General features: G+C 63.0%; 3 protein-coding genes. 2 read left to right on the forward strand and 1 reads right to left on the reverse strand.

Going from position 1 to position 1,530, the window contains the following annotated elements; all coding sequences use genetic code 11:
* Positions 1-315 (reverse strand): hypothetical protein (locus OXF11_17195; protein ID MCY4488834.1); only part of this gene is annotated, 315 nt, incomplete at its 3' end.
* Between the two features lie 153 nt (positions 316-468).
* Between OXF11_17195 and OXF11_17200 the strand changes: the two genes are divergently transcribed.
* Positions 469-936 (forward strand): NfeD family protein, encoded by a 468-nt coding sequence (locus tag OXF11_17200; protein MCY4488835.1) that lies wholly within the window; start codon positions 469-471, stop codon positions 934-936.
* Positions 937-1,530: paraslipin (locus OXF11_17205; GenBank protein MCY4488836.1), on the forward strand; the 594-nt coding region annotated here is incomplete at its 3' end. It lies immediately after the preceding gene.

The following is a 1,530-nucleotide window of genomic DNA, read 5'->3' on the forward strand; positions in this document are numbered from 1 at the left end:
GCGCGAGATGCCGGCTTCCTCCAGGAACTGGTACATGATGTCCACGTGGCTGCGCTCACCCGACAACTCTTCCAGGAAGTTCTCCAGCACCACGTCCGCCAGCCCCTGTTCCCGGTTCGCCACCGCGTTGACCGCCATGTAACCGAAGTAGATGGGGTTGGTGCGCACGCGCAGATAGTGCTGCACCTCCCCCAGGACGATCTGTTCCCGGGTCCACCGGTGGTCGACGATGCCCTTGAACCAAGGGTGCTCCACCATTGGCACCTGGTTTGCGTAATCCCACAACTCGTCGATGAACTGATCGGCGGACGTCATGGCGACACCTCCTTGGCGGGATTGATCCGACCCATGTAAACGAGCATACTCGTAACAGGGGGCCAATCCAATACCGGCGGCGACTGTCATCGTGGACGGAGGACGGTAGCTGCCGAAGAAGCCGACGACGGCCCAACGCGCAGGAGCAGAGACATGCCTTGGTGGGGCTGGTTGAGTCTGGGAATCGTCTTGATGGGCGTGGAGCTGACGGCTGTCGACGCGGCGTTCTACCTGATCTTCGTCGGGGCCGCCGCGGTCCTGGTGGGGGTCATCGGTCTGGCGGGTCTGGAGCTGCCCGTTTGGGGTCAGTTGTTGGCATTCGCGATCCTGGCGGTGGTGTCCATGGTGTGGTTCCGGGGGAAGCTCTACGACCGGATTCGCGGCGGTCTGCCGGGCTTCGAGTACACGGTGGCCGGCCGGATCGTATCGGTGGGTGAAGACGTGCCTCTCGGCGCACAGACCCGGGTCAGCTTCCAGGGCACGCAGTGGACCGCGGTCAACGTGGGCTCGACGCCGATTCTGGCGGGCGCCCAGGCGCGGGTGGTGGGGAGAGACAGCCTGAATCTGTCCATCGAGGGGCTGCCGGGCGACAGGGTGAACGAACCCGAGGAAGGAAAGTAAATGGAAGCCAATCTCGGTTTTTTGATCACGACGGGCGTTATCGCCCTCGTGGTGCTGGTGGTGCTGATCAAGACGGCGGTGGTGGTGCCGCAGCAGAACGCCTACGTCATCGAAAATCTCGGAAAGTTCTCGCGAACACTCAACCCGGGGTTCAACATCCTGGTGCCGTTCCTGGAGCGTGTCGCCTACCGCCACAGCCTCAAGGAGCACGCGCTGGATATCGAGGAGCAGATCTGCATCACCTCGGACAACGTCCAGGTCGGGGTGGACGGCGTTCTCTACCTGCAGGTGGTGGACCCGGCAAGAGCGTCCTACGGCATCGGCAACTACATCTTCGCCATCTCCCAGCTCGCCCAGACCACGCTGCGTAGCGAGATCGGCAAGATCGAGCTGGACAAGACCTTCGAGGAGCGGGGCCACATCAACCTGAGGGTGGTCGAGGAGCTCGACAAAGCGTCGGATCCCTGGGGCGTGAAGGTCCTCCGTTACGAGATCAAGAACATCAACCCGCCGTCGGACGTGCTCTCCGCCATGGAGAAGCAGATGCGCGCGGAGCGCGAGAAGCGCGCCACCGTGCTGTCGTCCGAGGGCGAA

The organism is Deltaproteobacteria bacterium (assembly GCA_026712905.1).
Lineage (GTDB): Bacteria > Desulfobacterota > Binatia > UBA9968 > JAJDTQ01 > JAJDTQ01.